Annotated in this window: 22 protein-coding genes; 7 read left to right on the top strand and 15 right to left on the bottom strand. The window is 60.8% G+C overall.

Features of this window, described 5'->3' with window-relative positions; all coding sequences use genetic code 11:
- The first annotated feature begins 192 nt into the window (after nt 1-192).
- The 3 genes from B195_RS10885 to B195_RS10875 all read left to right on the top strand — a co-directional run bounded on the left by B195_RS10885 (nt 193) and on the right by B195_RS10875 (nt 3,358).
- Nucleotides 193-1,260: a phosphotransferase family protein gene (locus B195_RS10885; protein ID WP_003445137.1), complete on the top strand. Its 1,068-nt coding sequence runs from the start codon at nt 193-195 to the stop codon at nt 1,258-1,260.
- A 24-nt stretch (nt 1,261-1,284) separates the two neighbouring features.
- Nucleotides 1,285-2,052 (top strand): SDR family oxidoreductase, encoded by a 768-nt coding sequence (locus B195_RS10880; protein ID WP_003445136.1) that lies wholly within the window; start codon nt 1,285-1,287, stop codon nt 2,050-2,052.
- Between the two features lie 199 nt (nt 2,053-2,251).
- Complete coding sequence (locus tag B195_RS10875; RefSeq protein ID WP_003445135.1) at nt 2,252-3,358, top strand: Gfo/Idh/MocA family protein; 1,107 nt, start codon at nt 2,252-2,254, stop codon at nt 3,356-3,358.
- Nucleotides 3,359-3,433: 75 nt separating this feature from the next.
- Here the strand turns inward: B195_RS10875 and B195_RS10870 are convergent, their stop codons facing one another.
- From B195_RS10870 to B195_RS10805, 14 genes are all read right to left on the bottom strand, one after another.
- Nucleotides 3,434-4,501, bottom strand: coding sequence for a nitronate monooxygenase family protein (locus B195_RS10870; protein ID WP_003445134.1), 1,068 nt, complete (start codon nt 4,499-4,501; stop codon nt 3,434-3,436).
- The gene (locus B195_RS10865) at nt 4,498-5,403 is read right to left on the bottom strand and encodes an enoyl-CoA hydratase (protein WP_003445133.1); all 906 of its coding nucleotides are present in this window, start codon (nt 5,401-5,403) and stop codon (nt 4,498-4,500) included. Before B195_RS10865 ends, B195_RS10870 begins: the two co-directional genes overlap by 4 nt.
- Nucleotides 5,404-5,418: 15 nt before the next feature.
- The gene (locus tag B195_RS10860) at nt 5,419-6,216 is read right to left on the bottom strand and encodes a CoA-transferase subunit beta (protein ID WP_003445132.1); all 798 of its coding nucleotides are present in this window, start codon (nt 6,214-6,216) and stop codon (nt 5,419-5,421) included.
- 11 nt (nt 6,217-6,227) lie between these two features.
- A complete protein-coding gene (locus B195_RS10855) occupies nt 6,228-7,103 on the bottom strand; it encodes a CoA transferase subunit A (protein ID WP_003445131.1) in 876 nt (291 codons plus the stop codon).
- Nucleotides 7,104-7,125: 22 nt separating this feature from the next.
- Nucleotides 7,126-8,016, bottom strand: a complete 891-nt coding sequence (locus B195_RS10850; RefSeq protein ID WP_003445129.1) for a VOC family protein — start codon at nt 8,014-8,016, stop codon at nt 7,126-7,128.
- A 239-nt stretch (nt 8,017-8,255) separates the two neighbouring features.
- Nucleotides 8,256-9,194 (bottom strand): OB-fold domain-containing protein, encoded by a 939-nt coding sequence (locus tag B195_RS10845; RefSeq protein WP_003445128.1) that lies wholly within the window; start codon nt 9,192-9,194, stop codon nt 8,256-8,258.
- 5 nt (nt 9,195-9,199) lie between these two features.
- On the bottom strand, nt 9,200-10,411 hold the full coding sequence (locus B195_RS10840; protein WP_003445127.1) for a thiolase family protein: 1,212 nt from the start codon (nt 10,409-10,411) through the stop codon (nt 9,200-9,202).
- A gap of 137 nt (nt 10,412-10,548) precedes the next feature.
- A complete protein-coding gene (locus B195_RS10835) occupies nt 10,549-12,210 on the bottom strand; it encodes a DUF1302 domain-containing protein (RefSeq protein WP_003445125.1) in 1,662 nt (553 codons plus the stop codon).
- Nucleotides 12,211-12,290: 80 nt separating this feature from the next.
- Nucleotides 12,291-13,376: an MBL fold metallo-hydrolase gene (locus B195_RS10830; protein ID WP_003445123.1), complete on the bottom strand. Its 1,086-nt coding sequence runs from the start codon at nt 13,374-13,376 to the stop codon at nt 12,291-12,293.
- On the bottom strand, nt 13,369-15,231 hold the full coding sequence (locus B195_RS10825; RefSeq protein WP_003445121.1) for a long-chain-acyl-CoA synthetase: 1,863 nt from the start codon (nt 15,229-15,231) through the stop codon (nt 13,369-13,371). Before B195_RS10825 ends, B195_RS10830 begins: the two co-directional genes overlap by 8 nt.
- Nucleotides 15,228-16,301, bottom strand: coding sequence for an alkene reductase (locus tag B195_RS10820; RefSeq protein WP_003445118.1), 1,074 nt, complete (start codon nt 16,299-16,301; stop codon nt 15,228-15,230). Before B195_RS10820 ends, B195_RS10825 begins: the two co-directional genes overlap by 4 nt.
- A 10-nt stretch (nt 16,302-16,311) precedes the next feature.
- Complete coding sequence (locus tag B195_RS10815; RefSeq protein WP_003445116.1) at nt 16,312-16,941, bottom strand: nuclear transport factor 2 family protein; 630 nt, start codon at nt 16,939-16,941, stop codon at nt 16,312-16,314.
- A 9-nt stretch (nt 16,942-16,950) separates the two neighbouring features.
- Nucleotides 16,951-17,724 (bottom strand): SDR family NAD(P)-dependent oxidoreductase, encoded by a 774-nt coding sequence (locus B195_RS10810; RefSeq protein WP_003445115.1) that lies wholly within the window; start codon nt 17,722-17,724, stop codon nt 16,951-16,953.
- A 30-nt stretch (nt 17,725-17,754) separates the two neighbouring features.
- The gene (locus B195_RS10805; protein ID WP_003445112.1) at nt 17,755-18,489 is read right to left on the bottom strand and encodes an SDR family NAD(P)-dependent oxidoreductase; all 735 of its coding nucleotides are present in this window, start codon (nt 18,487-18,489) and stop codon (nt 17,755-17,757) included.
- A gap of 275 nt (nt 18,490-18,764) precedes the next feature.
- Here B195_RS10805 and B195_RS10800 point away from each other — a divergent pair, with 275 nt between their 5' ends.
- The 4 genes from B195_RS10800 (at nt 18,765) to B195_RS10785 (ending at nt 23,581) form a co-directional block, all read left to right on the top strand.
- Entirely contained in the window at nt 18,765-20,093 is a 1,329-nt protein-coding gene (locus B195_RS10800) for an MFS transporter (RefSeq protein WP_003445109.1), read from the top strand.
- Between the two features lie 18 nt (nt 20,094-20,111).
- On the top strand, nt 20,112-20,939 hold the full coding sequence (locus B195_RS10795; RefSeq protein ID WP_003445107.1) for an alpha/beta fold hydrolase: 828 nt from the start codon (nt 20,112-20,114) through the stop codon (nt 20,937-20,939).
- Nucleotides 20,940-21,010: 71 nt separating this feature from the next.
- Nucleotides 21,011-23,140, top strand: coding sequence for an FAD-dependent oxidoreductase (locus tag B195_RS10790; RefSeq protein ID WP_003445098.1), 2,130 nt, complete (start codon nt 21,011-21,013; stop codon nt 23,138-23,140).
- An 87-nt stretch (nt 23,141-23,227) separates the two neighbouring features.
- Nucleotides 23,228-23,581: a VOC family protein gene (locus B195_RS10785; RefSeq protein ID WP_003445097.1), complete on the top strand. Its 354-nt coding sequence runs from the start codon at nt 23,228-23,230 to the stop codon at nt 23,579-23,581.
- Nucleotides 23,582-24,328: 747 nt separating this feature from the next.
- Here B195_RS10785 and B195_RS10780 read toward each other — a convergent pair.
- Nucleotides 24,329-25,711: a DUF1329 domain-containing protein gene (locus tag B195_RS10780; RefSeq protein ID WP_369826385.1), complete on the bottom strand. Its 1,383-nt coding sequence runs from the start codon at nt 25,709-25,711 to the stop codon at nt 24,329-24,331.
- Between the last annotated feature and the right edge of the window lie 64 nt (nt 25,712-25,775).

The raw sequence follows: 25,775 nt of genomic DNA, 5'->3' as shown, positions 1-25,775 counted from the left end.
CGCAACACCGAAAAACCGAAGACCACGCGCTTCGGTTTTTTTTCGCCTGTGCTTCACTCAACGCTTATCCATCACGCTGATCGCTCACTAACACCCGCACCTATTAAGGCCATCCCCGCCTTGTCCCGGGTCCGGGCGCCCATTAGATTAGCGAATGTTGCCCAGCCACAAATATAAGCAGAAGAGATAAACATGGCGCTTACCGACTCGTCGACCCGCATCCGCGCGGGTGAAGAACTCGACATCAGCCGCATCGATCCTTACCTCAAGGCTCATGTCCCCGGGCTTGCGGGGCACCCCGTGGTCAGCCAGTTCCCGGGCGGCGCGTCCAACCTCACCTATTTGATTGAATACCCCGACCGGGAGCTGGTACTGCGCCGCCCGCCCTTTGGCCACAAAGCCAAATCAGCCCACGACATGGGCCGCGAGTTCCGCATTCTCAATCAGCTCAAGGACGCCTTTGCTTACTGCCCCAAAGCCTATGCCCACTGCACCGACCAAAGCCTGATCGGCTCGGAGTTCTACGTGATGGAGCGGGTCAGGGGCATCATCCTGCGCTCGGACATACCCGACGAACTGGGGCTGACTGCCGCCACCACACAAACCCTGTGCCACAGCTTTATCGACAAGCTGGTGCAACTGCATCAGGTCGACTACAACGCCTGCGGGCTGGGCGAACTGGGCAAGCCCCATGGCTATGTACAACGCCAGATCAGCGGCTGGAGTGAACGTTACGAAAAGGCCCTGACCCCGGATGCCCCGCGCTGGGAAGCAGTAAAACAGTGGCTGCAGAACAAAATGCCGGCTGACCACCCGACCCCGGCCATCGTGCATAACGACTACCGCTTCGACAATGTGATCCTCGCCCCCTCCAACCCGATGCAAATCATCGGCGTCCTGGACTGGGAGCTGACCACCCTCGGTGACCCCCTGATGGATCTGGGCAACACCCTGGCCTACTGGATTGAAGCCAACGACCCGGCACCGGTACAACTGATGCGGCGCCAGCCCAGCAACGCCCCGGGCATGTTGACCCGCCGCCAATTCGTCGATTACTACGCCGAGCGTTCGGGCATTCAGATAGACAATTACGATTTTTACTACGCCTACGGACTGTTCCGTCTGGCGGGTATTGTCCAGCAGATCTATTACCGCTATTACCACGGCCAGACGCAGGACAAGCGCTTCGCATCCTTTGTGCAGATGAATGCGCTGCTCGAGCAGATGAGCCTCAAGCTCATCCGCACATCCAGCCTCTAAACCCGCGACAACCAGGGAATCAACATGTCCAGGACTCAACTGTTCAACCTTGATGGAAAAATTGCCTTTGTTTCCGGTGCCAGTCGCGGCATTGGTGAAGCCATCGCCAGGCTGCTGGCCCAACAGGGCGCCCATGTAATTGTGTCCAGCCGCAGGCTTGAAGGCTGCCAGCCGGTGGTTGACGGGATCATCGCCGAAGGCGGCAAGGCCACTGCCATCGCCTGTCATATCGGCGAAATGGAGCAGATCACCCGGACTTTTGCCCGCATCCGCGAAGAATTTGGCCACATCGATATCCTAGTCAACAACGCGGCGACCAACCCGCAGTTCTGCAACGTCCTGGACACAGACCTGAGTGCGTTCCAGAAAACCGTGGACGTGAACATTCGCGGTTACTTCTTCATGTCGGTAGAAGCCGGCAAACTGATGCGCGACCACGGCGGCGGCAGCATCATCAACGTGGCTTCGATCAACGGCGTATCGCCCGGCGTGTTCCAGGGGGTCTACTCGATGACCAAGGCCGCGGTGATCAACATGACCAAGGTATTTGCCAAGGAGTGCGCCGAGTACGGGATACGCTGCAACGCCCTGCTCCCGGGCCTGACCGACACCAAATTTGCATCGGCGCTGGTCGGCAACGACGCCATCCTCAAGACCGCACTGCAACAGATCCCGTTGAAACGCGTGGCCCGGCCCGAAGAAATGGCCGGTGCAGTGCTGTATTTGGCCAGCGACGCCTCGACCTACACCACTGGCGTTTCGTTAAACGTCGACGGCGGATACCTCTCATAACCCAGACCAAAGCCCAGCCCCCCCTGTAGGAGCGAGCTCGTCTCGCGAGCTGTTGGCGGTTTTAAAAAGCTCGCGAGACAAGCTCGCTCCTACAGAACCTGGCTCACAGACCAATAAGTTAATTCCAATAGTTGATATTTCGGAATATTTATTCCATTAATAGCCCTCCCTGAAAATAACAATTCAAAGGATCCAGGCTATGCGTGCACTTGGTATTGGTTTGATCGGCACCGGATTCATGGGCCGAGCCCATGCGCTGGCGTTTCGTAATGTCAGTTCTGCGTTTGAACTGCCGGTGCACTTGCACCTTGCAGCACTGGCTGATGCCGACGCCGAGCGCGCGCAGCACTGTGCAAACGCCTGGGGCTTTGCCCGCGCCCATGGCGACTGGCAACAGCTGATCAGCGACCCGGCAGTGGATGTGGTCGCCATTACCACCCCCAACCACTTGCACTTCCCCATGGCCATGGCCGCCATCGCAGCGGGTAAAGCGGTGTATTGCGAAAAACCCCTGGCCGTCAGCCTGCAACAGGCCGAGCAAATGCATCTCGCTGCCAGGGTCGCCGGCGTGGTCACGCGGGTGGGTTACAACTATCAACACAACCCGATGCTGGTGTTGGCCAAACAGATGATTGAGCGTGGTGACCTGGGACGCATCATCAGTTTCCAGGGCGAGTTCAGCGAGGACTTCATGGCCGATCCGGCGCTGCCCTGGTCATGGCGCTGCGAACCCGGGCATGCCGGCGGTGCCCTGGCCGATCTGGGCAGCCATCTGCTGGCCATGGCGCGCTATCTGGTGGGGGATGTCCAAGCCGTGTGCGCCGACAGCCAGACCGTTCACCCACAACGCCCGGCCAGCCGCAACAGCAGCGAACTGCGCGACATCCTGATCGACGACCAGACCCACGCCTTGGTGCGTTTCAGCAATGGCGCCCGGGGCACCCTGAGCAGCAGCTGGCTCAAGCACGGTTATAAAAACCACCTCAGCTTCGAGATCAGCGGTACCGGCGGCACCCTTAAATTCGATCAGGAGCGGCTGAATGAACTGCACCTGTGCAAAGCCGGCCAGGCCGGCTTCGAACGCCTGCTGGCGGGCCCGGAACTACCCGGCTACGCCGCGTTCAGCCCTGCGGGTGGGCATCAGCTGGGGTACAACGAACTGAAAACCCTGGAGGTACACGGGCTGATCCAGGCCTGCGCCGGCAACCCTGCGCCGGGCCCCGACTTCGAAGAAGCCTGGCAGGTAGAACGTCTGGCAGCGGCCATTCGCGAAGCCGCCGAACAACAGCGCTGGATAACCCTCTGACCCCCCCATACCTGTAGGAGCGAGCTTGCTCGCGAGCTCTTTCAACCGCCAACAGCTCGCGAGACAAGCTCGCTCCTACACAGTTCTATGCAATCGGCCCAAACACCGCTCTGCCTCGAGCACCATCTCCTGAATCAGCTCCTCGCAACTTTTCAGCTCGCTGATCGCTGCTGCCACTTGCCCGCTGGGCAAAATCCCTTCATCCGGAATGCCGTCCACCATGGAGCGCTGCAACAGCACCGGCTGGTTGGCTGCCATTACGGTTTGCGACAAGGCACCCGGGTCTTCCTTCACCGACTGGGCGAACACACTGAACATATGCCCCAGGCTCATGCCGGTCTGTTGCTTCCACTGCCAGGCACTGCCCAGGGCAATGCGCAAGCGGCCAAAGGCACCGGCCTTTTCCAGACGATTGATAAAGGCATTTTCGATCATCCGGTGGCGCATCCCGTCCACCGCCAGGGTCACGCGAATCTGCTGCGGATCTTTGACTTTCACATAGCGTTCCAGGGTCGCCAAAGGGGTGGGCGATTCCCGGGTCATCAAAAACCGCGTGCCCATGGCAATCCCGGCCGCCCCGCTGGCCAATGCTCCGGCCAGACCGCGACCGGTGGAATAGCCACCGGCGGCAATCACCGGGACCTGTACCGCATCCAGCACCTGGGGCAGCAAAATGGTGCTCGGCACCCCGCCGGTATGCCCGCCGCCTTCACCACCCTGTACCGTCACCATGTCAGCGCCCAGCTCCACCGCCTTGAGCGCATGCTTGAGTGCGCCCACCGTGGGTATACACAGCACCCCGGCCCGCTTGAAGCGCTCGATGGTCTGGCGATCCGGCCCGCGACCATAACTGACGGCACGCAAGCGGTACTCGATCGCCAGGTCCACGCACTGCGCAGCGTTCTCCTGGAACATATGAAAGTTGAGGCCGAAATTACTGCCGCCGGTGGCCTCGATCACCCGCTGGATTTCAGCTTCAAGCTGGTCCGCGGCGATGGTTGCCCCGGCAAGAAATCCGAACGCCCCGGCCCTAGTGCTGGCAATCACCAGATTGGCATCCGCCACCCAGCCCATCGCGGTCTGCACTATGGGGTAACGACAGCCCAATGCATCGGTCAGCGCCGTTTGCAGATAGCCACTCATCCACGCTCTCCCGCAGCCGTCTTGTTTGCCTGAATCATGGCCTTGGCGTCATAACCACCGAGCTTGTCGCCCGACAGCAGTTCGTTATGACTATGGGCGAAGTGATGCCAGGCAAACACCGCGTCCATGGCTGTGCGCTTACCCTGCAAATCTTCAACGTGATTGATCGCCTGCTTGGTCAGCGCCAGCCCCATGCGCGGCTGTTTGGCAATGGCCGCTGCCAGCGCATAAGTGCCTGCCTCCAGTTCTTCGCGACTGAACAGGCGATTGACCATGCCCATCTGATAGGCGCGCTCGGCACTCATACGGTCGCCGGTAAACAGAAATTCCTTGGCAATGCGCGGGTTCAATTCGTAAGGGTGGGCAAAGTACTCCACCCCCGGAATGCCCATGCGCACCACCGGGTCCTGGAAAAACGCATCATCACTGGCCACGATCAAGTCACACACCCAGGCCAGCATCAGCCCGCCGGCAATGCACGCGCCCTGCACCATCGCGATGGTCGGCTTGGGCAGCTCGCGCCAGCGCCGGCACATGCCCAGATACACCTCCTGCTCCCGGGCGTACAGATATTCGCCGCCAGGCTTGTTGGTGTGATCCCACCACAGGTGCGCACGCTCAAACGACTTGTTGATGTCGCGCCCGGGGGTGCCAATGTCATGCCCGGCCGAGAAATGCTTGCCGTTAGCGCGCAACACTATGACTTTCACCAGGTCATCATTCACCGCCCGGCGAAACGCATCGTCCAGGGCATAGGTCATCTGCGAGTTCTGCGCGTTGTTCACTGTCGGCCGATTCAGGGTCAGGGTGGCAATCCCGTCCGCCACCCCGTACAGCACCGGTTCTTCGGTTTCATACACAGCGGTATCAGCCCGCTGCACAAATTCGCTGTCGCTGTTCATCTGGATTCCTTGCCTTCAGGCCTGGCGAATGCCGGGTGGATTGCCCTTCAGCGCGGCTGCGCGATAGTCATGCGGGTCCAGACGACGGATCAGCTCCAATTGCTGCGCAGTAGGCGCCACGGTCTGCTTGATATCGGCTGCCTTGAGCAGCGGGAAGCCGGTATTGTCCTGCACCTGTTCAAAGCTCACACCCGGGTGCAGCGAGCGCACCTGAACCGCGCGGTCCGGGCCGCCGAAGTCCATCACACACAGATCGGTGACGATCAGGCGGATGTCCATCAGGTCGCGGCGCATGCCTTCTTCCCAACGCTCTGGCTTGAACCCGACACCTGAAACCATGTCCACTTCACCGGACACAAATGCCCGGGTGTTATGGCTCGGCACAAAGAACGAGTTGATATGGTTGATGCTGTTGCCCGGCAAACCGCGCACCCCCAGCATTGCCACCTTGGGCTTGTGATAGTCGCCAATGCACGACAGATTGGTCTGGCCCCAGCGGTCGATCTGGGTCGGGCCGATCATCGCGTGACGACGGCCGCCCCACACGCACTCAAACACCCGTTCAAACGACAGGTAACCCGAGTAACGCGGCTCATAGTCACCGCGCGGCCCCAAAGGAATCGGCTCTTCCACCAGAAAGGCCTCGCTGTCGGTCATCAACAGTTCCGGGCTGTGGCTCAGTTTGGCCAGGCTCGCGCCCAGGCGCGGGATCACCCCCAGGCCGGAAGCAATCACTTCGCCGTTATCGCGCCAGGCTTCGCAAGCAGCCACGATCAACAGTTCGGCCAGGGTAAATTCGCAAGTCGCAGTCATGTCCATACTCCTCAAAACACTGGCAGCGGCAAAGCGCCCAGCCGGTCGGCACCGCCATTGCTGGCCTGGTAGGCTGATTCGCCCGGTGTCACAAACTCTGCTACATAGCCTTGCCAGCCGTCGGCTTCGCCGGCACTGGCGCTATAACGCTTGAGATGGCTCATGTCCCAGCCGTAATCGGACGGGCACGAGGTCGGGTGTGCACCAAAGGGGGCGTGCACCACGCCACTGACCAGATAGCGCTCAAAGGTATTGAAGCGGGCCTGGGCGGCATCCAGGCTCAGGCGCTCTTCGATCCGCTCGCAAGACACAAAGCACTGCTTGGCGGCACGGGCGAACAGATGATCAAAATACGGATCGGGACCGGTGATCAGGGTGTTACCCAGGCGGTCAGCGACGTTGACATGCAAAAAGGCCATATCCAGGTTCAGCGCAGGCATAGCCAGCAACACTTCACCGTCGTCATAGGGCGACTGCACCTGCTTGATGTCCGGGTTCAGACGGCTGACATCGGTTGCCAGGCCGCAGCGGGTCGGCAAAAACGGCAACCGCATACCGGCGGCGCGCAGGCCCCATTGCAACATGCCCTCATCCAGCTCCATCAATTCCAGCTCACCGGCCTCCCGCGCCTTGCGAAAGTAGGCTTCCAGCGGGATCGCATCGAGGGTGGCAAAACCGAACACCAGTTTCTTGACCTTGCCGGCCGCGCAAAGCATGCCGACTTCAGGGCCGCCATACGCCACCACGGTCAGGTCCTTGACCTCCGAGCGCAGGATCTCGCGCACGATCGCCATCGGCTTGCGCCGTGGCCCCCAGCCGCCAAAACCTATGGTCATGCCGTCACGCAATTGGCCGACCACGTCTGCCGCTGTCATTTGCTTGTTCATGGGTTACTCCTTTACCGGTCTGTTACTGCTGGCCGACTGAAAAATCGTGGCCCCACAGGCTGACCCGGGTGAATTCAAAAGCGCTGTGGTCTTGCCAATCCACCAGCAAGCCGCCATAGCCGTACTCCAGGTCAAAGCCCGAAGGGGTTTTCATATAGAAAGAGGTCATCTGGTCGTTCAAGTGCTGGCCCAAAGTGGCCGACAACGGCACGTTATGCGCCAGGCGCCGGTCATGGGCGCGGCCCACTTCGGTCATCGTTTCGACCTCGACCATCACATGCACACAGCCGGACGGCACCGGGTACTCAGCCAGGGCCAGGCTGTGGTGACGGCTGTTTTTGCAATGCAGGAAGTGAATGCGGATCGGTGCGGCCGACGGGTCGGGCCGGAAATTGAATATGTCCGACAACTCGAAGCCCAGTACGTCCTTGGCAAAGGCCAGGGTGGCATCGAAGTTGGGAGCGGGCAGAACGGTGTGCCCCAGGCCCATCTCACCGGTGACGAACCCCGGAACACCTTGCGGCGAAACAAAGGGCTGGCAATCGGAGCGATGGCCCCAGCTCAGTTCATGGCGGTTGCCCGAAGGATCGGTGACGTGCAGCAACGCCTGTACACCGCGCTGATCGCACTGCTCGGGAGTACCCGGGCGCCAGCTGACATCGGCCTGATCCAGGGTTTCGATGGCGGCATTGAACGCCTTCTCACTGGCCAGCTCCCAGCCCGATGCCAGATAGCGTGACTCACCGCCAGGCACGATCAACATCCGGAACGGGCGTTGGTCCATCTTCACATACAACCCGCCGGCGGGTGCCGCAGTGACCATCATCCCGAGTACATCTTCGGCGTAACGCTGCCACTGCACCGGGTCGGCGGACTCTGCAACGAAGTAGCTCAAACCACGAATGTCGATCATGTGCCTGCTCCTCAATGCCTGTATTTATTGGCTTGGGGCAGTATGGGAAGGAAGGTTGCCGGGCTCATCGTCCGTTGAGACTAAAGCCATTGAGGACACTGAATAACCTCAACGCTTCATACCTCATACCTGTAGGAGCGAGCTTGCCTCGCGAGCTTTTCTACCGCTAACAGCTCGCGAGGCAAGCTCGCTCCTACAGATGACAGGTCACAGGTCACAGGTCACAGGTAACGCGAGGATTACATATAGAGAATCACCAGCTCATTGATCACTGAAGGCCGCTCGCTGCCCAGCACGTGGATGTTGAGCTCCAGGGTCAGCTGGGTACCGCTTTTAACCCGTTCCACACGCTTTACCCGGGCCCGCGAATGGATGGTCGAACCGGCCGGTACCGGCGCCGGAAAGCGCAAACGGTCCGAACCGTAATTGACCATATTGCTGAAACCGGTGATCTCGTAATCCAGGTTCAACTGCATGCGCGACTGCAGGATCTGCACCAGCGCACCATGGGCAATGGTGCCGCCAAAGGGGCTTTGTTTACGGGCCCGTTCCGGATCGGTGTGAATCCAGTAATCATCCCCCGACAACGCGGCAAAAGCGTCGATAAGGCCCTGATCAACCACAATCCGGTTGCTCCAGGGGCTGAACGTGTCGCTGACCAGCGACTGCAACGCGGCCTCGTCATCCAGTGCAATCTGGCGTACCCGGGGCGCTGCAACCGCCGGCTGCTGCACTGCTGCCGGCAAGCTCTTCAAAGCCTGCGGGTCCTTGTCCATCCCGGTAAAACGCAACAGCCGCGTACCCTTTGCGTCCACCTCGGCAAACACCGGCTGCAGGCGCATCCCGACCTTGACCTCGGACTCGTCCAGGCCCACCAGATTGCTGTTGATCCGTACCCCTTGATCCAGCTCGATCACCGCCAGCATCTGCGGCATTTCATCGGCAAAATCCGGCATGGTGGCAATCCGGGTCACAGTGAAGCTGTACAAGCTCGCCCCGCCGCTGACTTCACGCCAGGCAAGCTCGTGGGCCAGGCAGCCGGGGCAATGCCGACGCGGGTAAAACACCCAGTGACTGCATTGATTGCACTGCTGGATCAGCAGGCGCTCGGCCTTCAGGCCTTCCCAGAACGGTGCAGAAATCTCGGTCGGGACCGGCATTGGTTTGTTGTTCGACATCGGATTCATGCTCCCTGAAGTATCAATGCGCCCTGCTCACTCATCACCCCACCGGTGCCTGAGACATACACCGTGTCGCACTGCGCAAGCTGACGCTCGCCCGCCTCGCCGGCGATCTGGGTTACTGCCTCGACCACCTGCGACATGCCGCCGGCGGAACCGGCCTGGCCAAAGCTGAGCTGGCCGCCATGGGTGTTCATCGGGAAATCGCCACGCCAGGTCAGGTCGTGTTCACGGACAAAACTCATGCCTTCACCCTTGGCGCAGAAGCCTGCGTCTTCCAGGGTCAGCAAGGCAGTAATGGTGTAGCAATCGTAGATTTGTGCAGCATCCACATCCCCGGGCTTGAGCCCGGCCATGTCGAACGCCCGGCGCGAAGCAGGACCAATCGGGGTTTGCACCATGTCGGCGGCATAGGACGGCGACTTGAACGCCAGATGCTCACCGAAACCGGTGATATACGACGGCCGCTTGCGGGCACGGGCAGCCACTTCCTTCGAAGCAATAATCAGCGCTGCACCGCCGGCCACCGGCATCACGATCTCCAGTACATGCAACGGATCGGCAACTTTCTTGCTCGCCAGCACTTGCTCGATGGTCAACGGCTGGCCGTAAAACATCGCTTGGGGGTTGTACTGCGCATTAGTACGCTGATCCACAGCGATTTTCGCCAGTGCCCGCGGGTCATAGCCGTATTGCGCAGCGTAACGCTGGGCAATCATGGCGTAGCCGGTGTTCTGGCCCATGTGGCCGTAGGGCAAATCGAATTCGGCTTCGGGTGCCCCGAAGGCGGTGCTGTGGCCACCGAAGCGCATGGCCCGGGCCATCCAGCTCGGGTCTTCGTCCGGCCCCAGCGGCGCCATGCGTGCAGGCAATACGCAGAGCACCGCCTGGCACAGACCCAGCTCGATGGCTGCCGCCGCGCGCCAGACCATGCCCACCGAGGTACAGCCGCCAAGGTCGACCACTTCGGCAAAGTTCAGGCGCAAGCCCAGGTATTCGGCGGCCATGGCAGGCACGAACACCGAAGCTTCATGAAACTGCGGGCCGTTGATTACCAGCCCGTCCAGGTCCGAGGCTTGCAAACCGGCATCGCGCAAAGCTTGCGCGGCCAGATCTGCAACCTGCTCCAGATGGAACATGCGCGGCGCCGTTGCGTATTTTTCCGGTTTGTACTGAGCGCTGCCGACAATGGCCGCGTGACCTTTAAGACCCATAGGTTTCTCTCTTTTATCGGTTCACATTTGCCCCGTTGGGGGAGCCGGCTTGCCAGCGATGCAGACCCTGCGCCCTGCCATACATGCTGCAGCGATCCAATCGCGGGCAAGCCCGCTCCCACAGGGGCATACCTTGATTAGAACGTGTACTTCATCGAGAACGTGGCGTAGTCACGGTCTGCCAGCGGACGGTAGATCGGATCCGGCGAGCCCAGGTACGCGATGTACTTGAACGACATTTCCAGGTTGCTCAGGTACTTGAACGTAGTGCCCGCACTCAGACGGCGGTCACCGGCCACCCCGGCGATGGTCCCGGACATCGGTGCAGCACCGCTGAACACGTTGGAGAAGGTAAACGGCACCTCAAGGTCCCAGCCCTGAAACACACCCGGGTAACTGAACGATGCGCCCACGGTATAAGCGCTTGAAGAACGGGTTCTCCAGGCCGAGGAGGTTTTGTAGGTGTAATCATTGGACGGCTGAATCGCCCCGGCATACGGAGGAGCAACAGGCAGGCCCAACAGATTCGGCGCACCTGACACATCGTCCACATCATCCACGCGTACGGTGACGATCTCACCGGTCAGCGTGGTCTGGCTGGCCCATGGCCTGTCACCCAGGATTCGCATGGCCGAGAGCTGCAACTGCTGGCCTTTGCCGCGGGTCGGCACCGGACCCAGACCGGTATTGACCATCACCGGGGCTCCGTCGCGGTAAGACCATTCAGCCCCCAGCTGGTATTCACCCAACTTGGTGGCGGCACTGATACCGGTCAGCTTGATATCTTCGAAATACTCAACCTTGTAGCCGTTGGTGGTGTAGGCATAATGCCCATTGCCCAGGGCCAGGGGTTGATAGCCAACCAGCGCTGTGGCCGGGTTTTTATCGTGGTACACCACATGGAACAGCGACAGTTCCAGGTCGGTAGTCGGGCGGTAGCGGATTTGCGCACCCCACTGGCCGCTGTCACGGGGTTCGTCGGTGCCCATGTAATTGATCCGCGAGCCGTTGGCCCCGAGAATGAATTCGCGTCCAGGGCCGATCACGTCAGAGGTCGACAGATAGCTGCCCACTGGCGGCAGCTCGGTGCCCTTCCACTCGTACTGCACGTAGCCGCCCAGGGTAATTTCCGGGTTGATGCGGTAAGACGCCGAGAACTGGCCCACCGGCAACAGCACTTCCTTGACCTCAACCCCGGGCTGCGCTGCCTTGACCGCATCGGACGGGTTCTGTACCCCGTTCACGCCCGGGTAGTAAAGGCTTTCGCCCCAGGACTCGATATGCCGACCGGCCTTGACGTCGAGCATGGTGTCATTGTCAAAGCGCCAGCCGCCAAACACATAGGCGTCGAGCAAACGGGTGCGGCCACCGCTGTAATACTTGGTGTCGCTGGTGAACTCATCGTTGCTCCCGGTCTTGTTGACCGTCGACGGCGAGTTGTTGTCGTTTGAGCGGTGGTAAACATCGTCATAGAAGGTACTGGCACGGACCACAGCGCCGTAGTTGTCCTTGCGCAAAATCATTTCGCCCAGGGCACCCACGCGGTTGGTGGTGAGACTGTGCTGATCGAAGTTGCGGTTCGGATCATCGACGTTGATGCCCATCAACCTGTTACTGGGGTCACCCAGGCGCATACCGATGCCGTAACTGGTGGTCACCGACCAATCGATGGTGGTGCCGTCATCAAACTCAATAGTGTCCCCCGCCCACACCGGGCTGGTTACCAGCGCAACGGCGACTGCCAGGCCCGTGACCTGAAAGTTGTGCCCAAGACATTTATTGTTGTTTTTATTGATCACTCTGCCTCTCCTGATTAGCGACCCTCTGGCCGCCTCGATGGGTTCAAGCGTCATTGCGTTCTGCAGCGCATATACCCTGCTCATGACAACTGAAGCGGGTCGAACTTCACGACTCCTGTCCCGGCCTGCGAATAGCGATGCAGCCCTCCCTGAACCTCACGAACGAGCGCCCCCTCGGCCATGAGGTAATTGGCGTGAGCCAACGTCTCCCCAACCGCCATCAGCTCGTCAAAACGACCTGACAGTTTTTTAAACAACACCGCCATCATCTCCAGCGCCGTGAGCGGTTGCGCACAGGCCTGGTGCAGTTGCTGCAAATGGTTCAGATGGTGGTCACGCAACTGGTCCAGGCGCAGATGCAAATTGCAGAACGGCCGTTCATGGGCCGGCAGCACCAACACGCTGTCGGGAATGACCCGCAGCCGCTCGATGGATGCCAGCCAGTCGCGCAATGGATTGGCCTCGGGCTCCGTGACGTAGACGGCGATGGTTGAAGTGATGCGCGGCAACACTTGATCGCCAGAAATCAGCAAGCCGTCATCAGCGGCATACAGACATGCATGCTCCGGTGAATGACCATTGCCCATCACCACCTGCCAGCGCCTGCCGCCAATGGTCAGCTCGCTGCCATGCTGCAACCGGATAAACCCGGCCACCAACTGCGGCCGAAAATGCTCACCCTGGATCAGCGGCAACAAGGCTGCCGTGCGCTCGGGACTGAAACCGGCTTTCTGATAAAAATCGACAAAGGCCCAATCAGGTGTCTTCGCCATCGGCGGGCCATGGTGCAGAGCTTCAAACTCACCATGGGTCATCAGCACCGGACACCGAAAACGCTCGGCCAGCCACCCCACCACACCGGTGTGATCGCTGTGGAAATGGGTACAGATCACCGCTTTGAGCGCCAGGCCCTGGAACACGTCGACAAATACCTGCTCCCATACCTCACGACACTGGTCACTGTTGAGGCCCGTATCCACCGCCACCCAGCCGTCGCCATGGCGCAGCAGGTACAGGTTGATATGGTCCAGGCCAAAGGGCAGCGGCATGCGCAGCCACAACACACCCTCGGCCACCTCTTGCACCTGCCCGCTGGCCGGCGCCTGAGGCCACGGGTAGCGCAGGCCGTCACGCCATTCATGGCCCCGGGCGTCGATTTCACTCATGACTGCTGCCCACAAAAGGTGCCAGCCCGGCCCGGGCCAGTACTTGCAGCGAGTACGGCTGATAGGTACGGGTGCTTTCGTCACGCACGAACAGCGGATCGGCAAACAGGCCCGGGGCGTAGCCCTGACGCTGCAAATCGACCTTGCGCAACTTGAAGGTGCTGGTCATGTCAGCCGTCGCCGAGACCCGCACAAACATCGGCGCCGCATAACGTGGCAAGCGCGCTTCGGTCAGGTCATAGAACGCCTGGGGATCAAAGGTGTGGCCGGCCTGCATCAGGATCGCCGCCATGCCCGCCCGGCCTTCGTGTTCCGGCACTTGCACGCCATACACATTGATCAGTTCCAGTCCCGGCAAGTCACTGAGGGTATCGGCGACTTCCAGGGTGGAAACGTTTTCGCTTTTCCAGCGAAAGGTATCGCCGATACGGTCGACGAAATAGAAATAACCGTCGTCGTCATAGCGCAACAGATCGCCGGAACTCCAGTACGCATCTCCGGCCTGGAACACGTTGCGGCGGATCTTGCTTTCGCTGGCAGCGGCGCTGGTATAGCCCTCGAAACGCCCCCCGCCGATCTGCGGATGATTGACGATGAAACCCATCGCTTCACCCACTTCACCCGGCTGACAGAGCTGATAGAAACCCTGTTCGTCCCGTGGATGGGTGTCACTTTCAACGTCGTAGCGCACCAGCCGCAGATTGGTCCGGCTCCAGTCCGGTACCCGGCCGCACGAGCCCACATAGTTGTCGACGTTGATCAGATTCGCGTTGGCCTCGGTGGCGCCCCAGCCTTCGAACACCTGGATCGGGCCGAAGCGCTCAAGCCAGCGCTGCCACGACTCGGACGTCAGGCCGGCGCCGAGCATGTAACGCAAACTGTGCTCCCGCTCCCCGGCCACTACGGGCTGGTTGAGCAAGTAGCGGCATATTTCACCGATGTACTGGAACACCGTGATGTTATTGCGGCGTACGTCCTGCCAGAACTCACGCACACTGAACTTGCGCCGCACCACAATGCTGGCACCGACACGCAATGCGGTAGAGGTCACCGAAGTCGCGGCAGCTCCGTGGTACAGCGGCAGGCAGCAATAAAAAACGTCCTGGGCAGTGGCCCCCATGGTGACTTCCATCACGTCACCCGAAGACATCCAGCGCATATGGCTGTAGCGCGCAGCCTTGGGCAAACCGGTGGTGCCCGAGGTGAAAATCAGCAAAGTGGTGCTTTCAGCCGTAATGGCAGCGCGCACTTCACGGGCAAAAGCTGTGTCCGCAGCGCGGGCAATCTGCTCGCTAAAGCTCTGGTCGACGCAGGCCGGCAACACGCGGTCGTGGGGGTTTTCCGGATCTTCAATCAACCACCACGGCACATCCGGCAAGCCTTCGGTGGACAACAGGTTGTCTAGGCATTCCTCACCGACCACCACGGCCTTGGCCTCAGTGGTCTGCAGTGCGTGCACCAGCGGCTTGCCATTAACCTGGGTATTGATAAACGCCACCACGGCGCCAAGCTTGACCAGGCCAAACCAGCAGAAAAAGAACTGCGGGCGGTTTTCCATGGCAATCGCGCACACATCACCGGGGCGCAGACCCTTGTCGTAAAACACCCGGGCCATGCGATTGGCCTGGGCGTCGACCTGGGCATAGCTATATACATCAGTGCCGTAGATCAAAAATGGTCGTTGGGGAAAGCTGCGGGCCTGCGCCTCAAGACGATCGGCCAGGGTGTACAGGTCCGCCGGCTTGATCTGCGCGCTGGCTGCCGAACGCAGGTCCAGCAGCTCCTGAGTCTGCTCGCGGGGCACTGGCTGTTGCCGGGGTGCCACGGGCGTGCTGAAACGCGACATATCGTTCATGGCGTCACCGTCTCGCTCTGCGGGTAATCGCTGTAGCCTTCAGGACCTGGCGAATACAGGGTTTTGCGATCGAAGCGGGCCAGAGGCAAGCCCCGGCGCAGGCGCTCCACCAGATCCGGGTTGGCAATAAAATGCCGGGCGAACGACACTGCCTCGCCCTGACCGGCCTGCAAGGCAACCTCGGCCGATGCGCCGTCAAAACCGTCGTTCAAAATAAGTCCGCTGCTGCAATGGCGCTGCGCCAGGGCGAAGGCATCCAGCTCGGCCAGGGGCGAGCGCATGATATGCACGTAGGCCAGACCCAACGGCTCGGCGGCCCGGCACAGGGCTTCGGCGGTGGCCAGCGGATCTTCGTCGCTGATGTCATTGAACGGGTTGCCCGGGCACAGGCGCAACGCCACACGCCCGGCACCGATGGCCGCAGCCATGGCGGTCAGTACTTCAGCAGGGAAACGCACGCGGTTTTCGACACTGCCGCCATAGCGGTCTTCACGCAGGTTGCTGCCCGAAGCCATGAACTGCATGGGCAGGTAACCGCTGGTGCAGTGCAACTCAACCCCGTCAAAACCCGCTTCACGGGCATTCAGGGCCGCCTGGCGATACTCATCGATCACCCCGGCAATGTCTTGCAGCGACAAAGCCTGTGGCTCGTCGCTGTCCACCAGCCCGGCCTGATCGGTAAACAACTGGGTGCGCGCGCGCAACGCCGAAGGAGCAACGGTTGCAGCGCCTGCGGGTTTGTTCTGGGCGCAGGAAGCACGGCCTACGTGCATCAACTGCAGCACGATCAGGCCGCCTTCGGCGTGCACCGCATCGGTCACGGCCTTCCAGGCGCGAATCTGTTCGGCGTTGTAGATGGCCGGGGTCCGGCAATAGCCCAGACCATTGGCCGAAGGTGAAGTGCCTTCGGCCACAATCAGACCCGCCGAGGCCCGTTGACGGTAGTACTCGACCATTTCCGCGGTAGGTACCCCGTGCTGATCGGCACGGCTGCGGGTCATGGGCGCCATGACGATCCGGTTGGCCAGTTCAAGGTCACCCAGGCGTACGGGTTCAAACAAAATGCTCATAACGGGCTCCTTAGCGCACGCGTATTTTCGGTGCGCCAGCCCCACGGCGCAGGGTGGCAAGAAAGTGTTCCACCGGAGCGGCGCTGGCCACTTGCGGCAACTGATCCTTGTCCGGGCGTCTGGCCCAGAATTCGGTCCAGGACGGGAACAGGTCGTGGAAGGTCCCGGCATAGGGTTCGCGCCCCGGCCAACGCATTTTTTGCGTGCCGATCGGCGGCTTGTTGAGGTCGCTGGCGTACCAGTAGCACGGCAAGCGACGACGGAAATACCAGCGCCCCTGCATGCGCTCGTAGTCATCCCAATAGAGCATTTGCATGGTCACCCACTCAGGACCGGTCTCGTGCTCGTTCTTGGAATACACCACGCCCACCGCATGGTCCGGATCGGTGAACTCGATCAGGTGCTGACCCAGGTGGTGCGAGGTGCCATGGAACTGGTCGCGCAGGGTGTCATCGACCCAGGCTTTAAGGTGCGCGCGTCCGGTTTTTTCGCGACCGACGCGGATGTCTTCGGCAAACAGATTGACGTGGGCATCGAGGTCGCGCATGTCCAGCGACAACGAATATTTACCGGCCAGCTGACGGATTTCTTCAATCGATTCCAGGCGGTCAAGCCGGGCAAGCAAGGCGTTCTGTTCCATAAAAAGTCCTTATTCCAGTACCGTGTACAACTCGCTGCTGCGCCCGCCATCTACCGGCAAGCTGGCACCGGTGATGTACGAGGCTTCGTCGCTGGCCAGAAACAGAATGGCGTTGGCCACTTCCAGGGGCTGGCCGACGCGCTTGAGCGGGATCAGTTTTTCGGTATTGAGCCGGGTCTTGTCGTCGGTCAGCATGCCGGCGGTGGCCGGGGTCTCGACGATGCCGGGGATCACCACGTTGCAGCGGATGTTGTGGCTGGCACCTTCACTGGCGGCCGCGCGGCTGAAGTTGATCACCGCCGCCTTGGCAGCGGAATATCCGGCCATCCAAGGCGTGCCGAACAGCCCGCAGATCGAGGCAATATTGATGATCGAACCGCTGCCCTGGACCCGCATCAGGCCCATTGCCGTGCGGGTGCCCCAGAACGTGCCGTCGACCGTGGTTGAAAAGTTGGAATGCCAGTCGGCGGTGCTAGTGCTGTCAATTGCGCCCCAGCTGTAGGCCATGGCGTTATTCACCAGAATGTCGAGGCGGCCATTGCGCTCAGCGGCAGCGCCGATGGCACCGACATAGGCGGCTTCATTGCTGACATCGGCCACCGCACATTCAGCACGGCCACCGGCATCGCGAATCTGTGCCGCTACGGCTTCCAGCGGCTCGATGCGGCGACCGCAGAGCACCACCAACGCACCCTCCTGGGCAAACCGCAGGGCGGTAGCCGCGCCAATGCCCGAGCCTGCGCCGGTGATAAATGCAACCTTGCCTTGTAAACGAGTACCCATGCTCTGCTCTCTCCTGTCGGTGCCCCGGGGTCAGATAAACGCCATGCCGCCGTTGACCGCGAGGTTTTGCCCGGTGATGAAGCCGGCGTCTTCGCTGGCCAGAAAGGCAGCGACGCGGGCGATTTCTTCGGTTTCACCCATGCGTCCCAGAGGGATGGCCTTGAGCATGCTTTGCATCCAGTCATCCGGGATGTCGGCCATCATCGGAGTGTTGGTCGGGCCCGGAACAATGGTGTTGACGCGAATGCCGTTGGCGGCCAGCTCACGGGCCATGCTGCGGGTCAGCCCCATTACGCCGGCCTTGGCCGCGCAGTAGTGGCTTGGACCTTCGCCGGTCAGGGCCGAGGTGCTGGAAATATTGATCACCACACCCGGGGTGGCGGCCTTGAGCATCAATTTCACGGCTTCACGGCTGCAGAAAAAAGTGCCGGTGAGATTCACCCCGATCACCCGCTGCCAGTTCTCGTCCGGTGTCTCGGCGAATGCATCAATGGAGCCGATGCCGGCGTTGTTGACCAGAATGTCGAGGCTGCCGAAGCGCGCCTGTACAGCGGCCATGGCGGTCGCCACCGAATCACTGTCGGCGACGTTGCAGATCACGGCCAGCGCCTTGTCGCCCAGCCCTTCAATGGTCTGGTTGGCCGCATCGAGGTTGATATCGGCCGCCACTACCACTGCGCCCTGCTCGGCGAAATGGCGCACAATCGCCCGGCCCATGCCTTGCCCTGCACCGGTCACAAACGCAACTTTGTTCAGCAACTTCATGGTGTTTCTCCCACCTGCCAGATGTCGGCCGCCCGTAAGCCGTGGGCGGTGCATGGGGACAATCATTGACTGGAGGAAAAAGCTGAACATCGTCCGATGGGACTAAGCACCGAACCGCAGGCAGCAAGCTTGTCCGGGATGGCAGCAATGGACTGCAACAAATACCGCTTCAGTGATCAGGCCCCCTGAGCCACAGCTGGTCTGAATGGACGATGTCCATGGCGCAGGGTTCGTGGAATAAATCGCTCACTAGAACAAAACCGGGAGAACCCGTCGTGTCGATAACTTTACGTCCCACCTGGCGAACTCACTACGCGTTAGGCGTACTGGCTGCCATCTATGTTTTCAACTATATCGATCGGTTGCTGATGGCGATTCTGATCGAGCCGGTAAAGGCTGAATTCGGTATTTCCGATACCGGTATCGGGCTGCTTTCAGGCGTGACCTTTGCGGTTTTCTACACCCTGTTCGGCTTTCCTTTAGGGCGATTGTCTGACCGTATCGGACGCAAGAAAGTCATCGCATTCAGTTGTATTGCCTGGAGCGTGATGACCATTTTCTGCGGTTTCGCGGCCAGCTTTGCGATGCTGGTGGTGGCCCGGATCGGCGTGGCCATCGGCGAAGCCGGCGGCACTGCCCCGTCGATGGCCATGGTCTCGGATCTGTACCCGCCGGAACGCCGCTCCACCGCACTCTCGGTGCTGATGCTGGGCTCAAGCCTGGGGGCGATTTTCGGCCTCGGCCTGGGCGGTTGGATCGCCCAGCATTACGGCTGGCGTTTTGCATTCGTGGTGATCGGTGCGCCGGGGATTTTTCTCGGTCTGCTATTACTGCTCACCGTACGGGCACCGAAACCTGCAATGCTGGTCAGCCCCAATCAAGTGGCGCAAGCCCACTGGGCGGTGACGGTACGCGAACTGTTCCAGACCCCGTCCTTCCTCTGGATCGTGCTCACCGGCGGTTCCGCGGCCATTGCCGGCTACGCCATCGGCACCTGGAGCCCCAGCTTTCTGATCCGCTCCCACGGCCTCAGCCTGCAGGACGCCGGGTTGCTGGCGGGCGTCGCCGGCGGTGTCGGGGCTACCTTGGGCACCCTGACCTGCGGCATCCTGTGCGACCGCCTGGCGCGTCGTGACAAAGGCTGGCAAATCGGAGTGCCGCTGCTCGGCACCCTGATCAGTATCCCCTTTGGCCTGGCCTATTTTCTCTGGCCAACCGGCACGGCATTCCATGTCGGCAGCACCCCGGTACCCAGCGCATTCCTGTTCTATTGCGTGTTCAGTTTCTTCGGCACCTGGTGGGCAACACCCTGCCTGGGCGCCATCTCGCACCTGTTCCCGGCCACACGCCTGGCCCAGGCCACGGCGATTTTCGTGATGGCCATGACCCTGCTCGGGGTGGGTGTCGGCCCGCTGCTGATCGGCATGCTCAGCGACGGCTTTGCCCACACCTTGGGTAACGAAGGCCTGCGCTACGCACTGGCGTCCTGTATCTCGCTGCTGGTGCTGGCCTCGGTATTTTTGGCCATGGCCTTGCCGCGCTATCGCAACCATTTGAACAACACCCCTGCCCCAGCGCCCCTGGCTGAAGCGGTCAGTGCCTGATATTCCGGAGATTGAGTGATGACTGAACAAGACCTTCCGCTGCCCGTCGGCCATTTCGTGACACTGGACTGCGGCCTGCGCCTGCACTTTCTCGATGAGGGCAGCGGCCCGGTAGTCCTGTGGCTGCACGGCAGCGGCCCGGGTGCCAGCGGCTACAGCAACTTCAAAGGCAACTACCCGCAGTTCGTCGCCGCCGGCTTTCGCAATCTGGTGGTGGATCTGCCGGGCTTCGGCCGCTCCGACAAACCCGAAGACGCGCAGTACAACCTGGACTTCTTCGTTAACGCCATGTCCGGGTTTCTCAAGGCGGTGGGGGTCAAGCGCGCCACCCTGCTGGGCAACTCCCTGGGCGGCGCCATTGCCCTAGGGCTGGCACTGGCCGAGCCCGAGCGCGTGGAGAAGCTGATTCTGATGGCCCCCGGCGGCGTTGAAGATCGCGAAACCTACTTCAAGATGGTTGGCATTCAGCGCATGGTCGAGCTGTACAACGCCGGGCCCCTGGGCATCGAGCAGATGCGCCGGATCATGAGCCTGCAACTGTTCGACAGCTCCCAGCTCGAAGACAGCCTGCTGGCCGAGCGAGTGGCGGTGGCCGTGCACCAACCGCGCAATCTGTTCACCACCATGATGGTGCCGAACATGACCGAGCGCCTTGAAGAGCTGCAAGTACCGATCCTCGGTTTCTGGGGCACCGACGACAACTTCAACCCGGCCAGCGGCGCCCTCAAAGTGCTCAAGCATGCACCGGATGCGCGTTTTATCATGCTCAACCGCTGCGGCCACTGGGTCCAGGTTGAACACCGGGAGCTGTTCAACAAGGCGTGCCTGGACTTCCTCAAAAACTGAACAGGCAACATTGACGGCGGCCTGCGGGTCGCCCTCAGCCCTTCTTATCCTGCTCGGACTGAAAAACAACAATGACAAAATTCTCTCAGTTGCTGGCACCCGGTCGCATTGGCTCAATCGAGCTGCGCAACCGCATCATCATGGCGCCCATGGGCTCCAACTTTGCCGAAGCCGATGGCCACTGTGGCGAACGGATTCAAGCCTATTACGAAGCCCGCGCCCGTGGCGGCGCCGGGCTGCTGATCATGGGGGTCTGTTCAGTGGCGTTCCCGGCGGGCACCGCCGAGCCGTTCCAGGTCGGCGTGTCCAGCGATGACTTTATCCCGGGCCTGAGCCAGCTCGCCGAGCGCGTTCACCGCCACGGTGCAAAAATTGCCATGCAGCTGCAACACGCGGGCAAGACCTCGGTACGGGATATGGCTGAAGGACGGCAACTGTGGGTACCGTCAGTGCCCCCGGTACTGCAAAGCGACATGATGGCGGCCCTGACCCCTGAGGAACTGGCCAACTTCGTCAGTTCCATGAAGCGCCGCGCCGAAGGCTCGCCCATCCGCGTGATGGACAGTGCCGACATCGGGCAAATGATCGACTGGTTTGCCTGCGCCGCCGAGCGTGCCCAGCGCGCCGGTTTCGACGGTGTCGAACTGCACGCCGCCCACGGCTATATCATTGCCGGTTTTCTGTCCGGCTATTACAACCAGCGTGAGGATGAGTACGGCGGTTCGCTGGAAAACCGCGCCCAGCTGCTGCTGCAGATCATCGCTGCCGTGCGGGCCAAAGTCGGCTCGCAATTTGCCGTATGGCTGCGTCTGGACGCCGAAGAACTGCATACCCCCGGCGGCATCAGCCTGGACGACGCCAAGGCGGTGGCACGCATGGCCGAAGCGGCAGGCGTGGATGCGGTCAGTGTGTCGGCCAGTGCGCGGATCACCAGCGGCGTGGTGTTTACCGAAGCACCGCTGGTGCATCAAGCCGGCGGCTTCATGGAATGGACTGCGGCGATCAAGCGCAGCGTGCAGGTGCCGGTAATCGCCGTAGGCCGTATCGAACCCCAGGCCGGTGAAGCCGCCCTGAAGCGTGGTGATTGCGACTTTATCGCCATGGCCCGCAAGCTGCTGGCCGATCCCGAACTGCCGAACAAATTGCTCAACGATCAGGAAAGCAGCATCCGCCCGTGCATCTACTGCTACGTGTGCGTGAGCCAGATCTTCGTCAACGAGCGGGTCAAGTGTGCGGTCAACCCCATGACCGGCCACGAATTCGAATACGTCATCAGCCCCACCGCCAGCCCCAGACATATTGCGGTCATCGGTGCCGGGCCTGCCGGCATGGAGGCCGCAAGAATAGCTGCCCTGCGCGGGCATCGGGTGACCCTGATCGAACGCAGCGACCGCCTCGGCGGGACCCTGTTCTTTGCCGGGCTGGCCTATGCCGAAAACGCCCGCTTGCTGGACAACCTCAAGGTTCAGGTGCAGCAATCTTCGATTGATCTGCGCCTCAATACTGAGGCCAGCCCTGCCCTGCTCCGCGACCTGGGCGCAGACCAGGTGCTGGTGGCCGTCGGTGCCGAGCGTGCGGCCCCCGACATCCCCGGTGCAGATCAGGACCATGTCTGGAGCGGTGATGAACTGCGGCGCCTGATGACCGGCGACCGGGCGGAGGAAATTGCCAAGCGTAAATTGTCCTTCACCCAGCGCACCCTGATGAAAGCCGGCAACCTGGCGGGGGTCACCGACAGCAGCGAGGCCATGCAAAAACTGTCACGGGTATGGATGCCCTTGGGCAAGCGCGTGACCATCATCGGTGGCGGCCTGGTTGGCCTGGAACTGGCGGAGTTCCTGATCGCCCGCGGGCGCCAGGTGACCGTACTGGAAAGCGGTAGCCATCTTGGCCGCGAACTGGCCATCGTGCGCCGCTGGCGGGTGCTGCATGAAATACGCGTGCATGGCGGACAGCTGATCACCGGTGCCAGTGTGATAGCCATTGAAGGCAATCGCGTGCGCTATCAACTGGCAGATGGCAGTTCAGGACAGAGCGAAGCAGACTCCGTGGTACTGGCCATTGGCGCGCAACCCGACACCCGTTTGCTGGATGAACTGACCCGCGCAGGGTTATCGGCCAGCAGCATTGGTGACTGTCAGAGCATTGGCTACATCGAAGGGGCAATCAGCGCCGGCCACAAAGCCGGACGCGAGGCCTGAACCCGCCGGGGGCGGCATCCCGCCCCCGGCGTTGACCTGTGTTACTTCCTGAGTGCAGCTATAGTGCTGAGTTTCAAGGAGATAACCATGACTACCGACCCCCGCCATTATCGAATCGACAACATCGAATTCAACGTCCACGACATAGCGCGCAGCAAAGCCTTCTATGGCGCCGTGTTTGGCTGGACGTTCACTGACTATGGCCCTGCCTACACCGAATTCAGCGACGGCCGTTTGAGCGGCGGCTTCACCACTGGCGAGCCGGTGCGCCCGGGTGGCCCGCTGATCATTCTGTACGCCGACGACCTGGCCCTTGCCCGACAGGCCATCCTCCAGGCCGGAGGCAGCATCTCCCGCCCCGAATTCCCCTTCCCGGGCGGCAGCCGCCTGCATTTCACCGACCCGGATGGCTATGAACTGGCGGTCTGGACCCAGGGCTAGAATATAAAACTGCTCCATGAGCATCGCTGGCAAGCCAGCTCCCACAGGTTCTGTAACCCCGATCACATCCCATTGTGGGAGCTGGCTTGCCAGCGATAAAGGCAACCCGACATACCGGTAATTACATCTGTAGGAGCGAGCTTGCTCGCGAGCTTCTCAAGCAGTCCACAGTCACCTGGTGTTCAATATGAGGCCGATAAAAAGCTCGCGAGCAAGCTCGCTCCCACAGGTTCTGTAACCCTGATCACATCCCATTGTGGGAGCTGGCTTGCCAGCGATAAAGGCAACCCGACAGACAGATAATTTCATCTGTAGGAGCGAGCTTGCTCGCGAGCTTCTCAAGCAGTCCACAGTCACCAGGTGTTCAGTATGAGGCCGATAAAAAGCTAGCGAGCAAGCTCGCTCCTACAGGTTCTGCAACCCCGATCACATCCCATTGTGGGAGCTGGCTTGCCAGCGATAAAGGCAACCCGACAGACAGATAATTTCATCTGTAGGAGCGAGCTTGCTCGCGAGCTTCTCAAGCAGTCCGCAGTCACCCGGTTTTCAATATAAGGCCGCTAAAAAGCTCGCGAGCAAGCTCGCTCCTACAGGTTCTGCAACCCCGATCACATCCCATTGTGGGAGCTGGCTTGCCAGCGATAAAGACAACCCGGCAACCCGTTACAGCGGTAAAAACAAAAAGCCCCGTCGTTAACCGACAGGGCTCTTGCTGTTACTTGCAGCTGCTAGCTTATGACCACTTGCTTAACGCCCCATCGCCCGCGCAGCATCGGCGGTGTATTGGTCGGGAGTGAATTTGCCTTCGTTGAGAATCGGGCCTTTCTTGGCTTCGTTGGTCATGCCGTAGCCGGTGTATTGCCCCGAGTTCAAGTCCATGAAGAACTGGGAACCCGCCTGCCAGCCACTCATGTCAGGGTGGTAGTAGTAGTTGACCATCGCGTGCTTCCACAATTGCCCACGGGCATCGTAGTTGTCCGCCATCACCGCGTTCCAGGTGTCTTCGTCGATGAACAGCACGCGCTTGCCGTACAGGTGGCGATAGCCTTCTTTCAGATCGGCTTCCACCACCCACACACGACGCAGTTCATAACGCATCAGGTCCGGGTTGGGATGGTTGGGGGTCAGCATGTCGGCGTATTTCACCGTCCCCGCGTTCGGCTTGTAGGCGTTGGCCGGGCTGTAGATTTCACGCTTGCCCAGCAGCTTCCAGGTGTAGCGCTCCGGCGAGCCGTTGAACAGGCGGTCTTCATCCACTGTCATGGTGCCGTTGGTGCCGATCATCGGCTGGTCATAGCCATAGCCGGGCAGCAAGCGCACGCGGCGGGTCGAGGGGCTGTAGCTCCAGGCCTGACGCGGGTTGGTCTGAAAGTCGTAGGGTTCGTGGGAGATGCTGATCACACCGTTGTCACGCGCCGGTTTAAGGGTGGTGTTGTTGCCCATGGCCTGAATTTTGTCTTCGGTTTTGGGTTCAACAATCGGTGAGTTGGCCTGCGACAGGCCCCGGGCATAGGCACGCCCCCAGCCAATGCTGCCATTGGGCAGAACCGAGGCCAGATCACTGGTTTTTTCTTCGGTCCAGGCACGGGCCGGCAACTGGTGGTTCCACAACACTTCCATACCGCTTTTAGGGATAGGGAACGGGACCTGGCCCAAACCTTCAATGCCCATGCCATCGTTTACCAGCTTGGCGTTCAGGGCGTTGCTCATGGCGCGCCGGCACACGTAGTCCGGGTAGCGGAAATCACGGTGGCCCGGGTAGATGTTCATCTTGTAAGTGGTCGGATAACGCTTGAACAGCGCTTTCTGGCCTTCGGTGAGTTTGTCTTCGTACTGGGCCATGTTTTGCGCGGTGATCACCACAATCGGCTTTTCAGCGGCATAGGGATCCACTGGCTGGTCACCGGAGAATTTAACGTGGTTCCAACCCGGTACTTCGCCCAGGTATTTGCCGGTGTACGGCGGGATGGTGCCCGCCGCATTACCGGCCTGCTCAGCACCGACACAGGTCAGCTCCTTGCCCAGTTTGGCTGCCTCTGCGCCAGACACCTGGGCAAAAGCCGGACCGATGGCCAGTACGTTGACGGACATGGCGGCTGCGAGCATTACGCCTGTTCTTGTTATTTTCATGTATTGCCTCCTACGCGTAAAAGCTTGCTAAGGGGTATGCGTCCATTCTTCGCCATTTGCCGGC

Source organism: Pseudomonas sp. Lz4W, assembly GCF_000346225.2.
GTDB classification, from domain to species: domain Bacteria; phylum Pseudomonadota; class Gammaproteobacteria; order Pseudomonadales; family Pseudomonadaceae; genus Aquipseudomonas; species Aquipseudomonas paraversuta.
This window is presented reverse-complemented; position numbering and strand designations above follow the sequence as displayed.

Bases quoted from the DNA above. Each gene is read 5' to 3' on its own strand.
- B195_RS10840 (WP_003445127.1), bottom strand. From the start codon at position 10,411: ATGGGTCTTAAAGGTCACGCGGCCATTGTCGGCAGCGCTCAGTACAAA.
- B195_RS10790 (WP_003445098.1), top strand. From the start codon at position 21,011: ATGACAAAATTCTCTCAGTTGCTGGCACCCGGTCGCATTGGCTCAATC.
- B195_RS10820 (WP_003445118.1), bottom strand. From the start codon at position 16,301: ATGAGCATTTTGTTTGAACCCGTACGCCTGGGTGACCTTGAACTGGCC.
- B195_RS10865 (WP_003445133.1), bottom strand. From the start codon at position 5,403: ATGAACAGCGACAGCGAATTTGTGCAGCGGGCTGATACCGCTGTGTAT.
- B195_RS10855 (WP_003445131.1), bottom strand. From the start codon at position 7,103: ATGAACAAGCAAATGACAGCGGCAGACGTGGTCGGCCAATTGCGTGAC.
- B195_RS10850 (WP_003445129.1), bottom strand. From the start codon at position 8,016: ATGATCGACATTCGTGGTTTGAGCTACTTCGTTGCAGAGTCCGCCGAC.
- B195_RS10825 (WP_003445121.1), bottom strand. From the start codon at position 15,231: ATGAACGATATGTCGCGTTTCAGCACGCCCGTGGCACCCCGGCAACAG.
- B195_RS10845 (WP_003445128.1), bottom strand. From the start codon at position 9,194: ATGTCGAACAACAAACCAATGCCGGTCCCGACCGAGATTTCTGCACCG.
- B195_RS10880 (WP_003445136.1), top strand. From the start codon at position 1,285: ATGTCCAGGACTCAACTGTTCAACCTTGATGGAAAAATTGCCTTTGTT.
- B195_RS10795 (WP_003445107.1), top strand. From the start codon at position 20,112: ATGACTGAACAAGACCTTCCGCTGCCCGTCGGCCATTTCGTGACACTG.
- B195_RS10780 (WP_369826385.1), bottom strand. From the start codon at position 25,711: ATGAAAATAACAAGAACAGGCGTAATGCTCGCAGCCGCCATGTCCGTC.
- B195_RS10805 (WP_003445112.1), bottom strand. From the start codon at position 18,489: ATGAAGTTGCTGAACAAAGTTGCGTTTGTGACCGGTGCAGGGCAAGGC.
- B195_RS10860 (WP_003445132.1), bottom strand. From the start codon at position 6,216: ATGACTGCGACTTGCGAATTTACCCTGGCCGAACTGTTGATCGTGGCT.
- B195_RS10810 (WP_003445115.1), bottom strand. From the start codon at position 17,724: ATGGGTACTCGTTTACAAGGCAAGGTTGCATTTATCACCGGCGCAGGC.
- B195_RS10870 (WP_003445134.1), bottom strand. From the start codon at position 4,501: ATGAGTGGCTATCTGCAAACGGCGCTGACCGATGCATTGGGCTGTCGT.
- B195_RS10785 (WP_003445097.1), top strand. From the start codon at position 23,228: ATGACTACCGACCCCCGCCATTATCGAATCGACAACATCGAATTCAAC.
- B195_RS10885 (WP_003445137.1), top strand. From the start codon at position 193: ATGGCGCTTACCGACTCGTCGACCCGCATCCGCGCGGGTGAAGAACTC.
- B195_RS10815 (WP_003445116.1), bottom strand. From the start codon at position 16,941: ATGGAACAGAACGCCTTGCTTGCCCGGCTTGACCGCCTGGAATCGATT.
- B195_RS10875 (WP_003445135.1), top strand. From the start codon at position 2,252: ATGCGTGCACTTGGTATTGGTTTGATCGGCACCGGATTCATGGGCCGA.
- B195_RS10830 (WP_003445123.1), bottom strand. From the start codon at position 13,376: ATGAGTGAAATCGACGCCCGGGGCCATGAATGGCGTGACGGCCTGCGC.